Source organism: Streptococcus infantis, assembly GCF_047460825.1.
GTDB classification, from domain to species: domain Bacteria; phylum Bacillota; class Bacilli; order Lactobacillales; family Streptococcaceae; genus Streptococcus; species Streptococcus infantis_V.
This window is the reverse complement of sequence record NZ_JASHFO010000071.1, coordinates 1-885: the sequence shown is the minus strand read 5'-3', so window position 1 is coordinate 885 and position 885 is coordinate 1. Positions and strand designations below refer to the sequence as shown.

Below are 885 nucleotides of genomic sequence, written 5' to 3'. Positions count from 1 at the left end.
CAGCCGGTGAAGATGGTACCTTCAGCGTTCCAGTAAGTGGCTTGAACGAAGGCGATAAAGTCTCAGTAACAGCAACAGATGCAGCAGGTAACAAGTCAGGAGCAACAGAAGCAACCGTAGCGAAAGCAGATGATAAGACAGCTCCAGATGCACCAAAAGTAAACGAAGTTAAAGCAGGCGCTACAGCTGTAACAGGTAAAGCTGAAGCAGGTTCAACAGTAGAAGTAACCCTTCCAAACGGAACAAAAGCAACAGCAACAGCCGGTGAAGATGGTACCTTCAGCGTTCCAGTAAGTGGCTTGAACGAAGGCGATAAAGTCTCAGTAACAGCAACAGATGCAGCAGGTAACAAGTCAGGAGCAACAGAAGCAACCGTAGCGAAAGCCGATGACAAAGAAGCACCAGCAGCACCAGTTGTGAACGATGTTAAAGAAGGTGATAAGGCTGTTACAGGTACAGCGGAAGTAGGCTCAATCATCGAAATTATTCTTCCAAATAGTGAAACTGTTACTGTTAGGGCTGATGAAGCTGGTCACTTCTCTCTTCCAGTTGTAGGCTTGAAAGCCGGTGACAAAGTGACTGCTGTAGCAAAAGATGCTTCAGGTAATACATCAACTCCAACAGAGAAGACAGTTGGTAAACGTGATGTTAAGGATGCAGACGGCATTCAAGCTCCATCAACTAAGACACCAGTTAAAGATACAGCAAACTTGACTGATGCAGAAAAAGCAAAAGTTAAAGAAGCCGTAGAAGCATCAAACCCAGGATCTAAAGCAGAAGTAGGTCAAGACGGAACAACAACAGTAACGTTCCCAGATGGCTCAACAGCAACACTTACAGGTGATCAAACTGTTAAGACTGCAGATTCAAATGGTGTTCAAGCTC

At 45.2% G+C, this 885-nt stretch carries 1 protein-coding gene; it reads left to right on the top strand.

Features of this window, described 5'->3' with window-relative positions; genetic code table 11:
* The coding region (locus QM911_RS09850; protein ID WP_414313880.1) for an Ig-like domain-containing protein at positions 1 to 885 on the top strand (885 nt) is incomplete at both ends.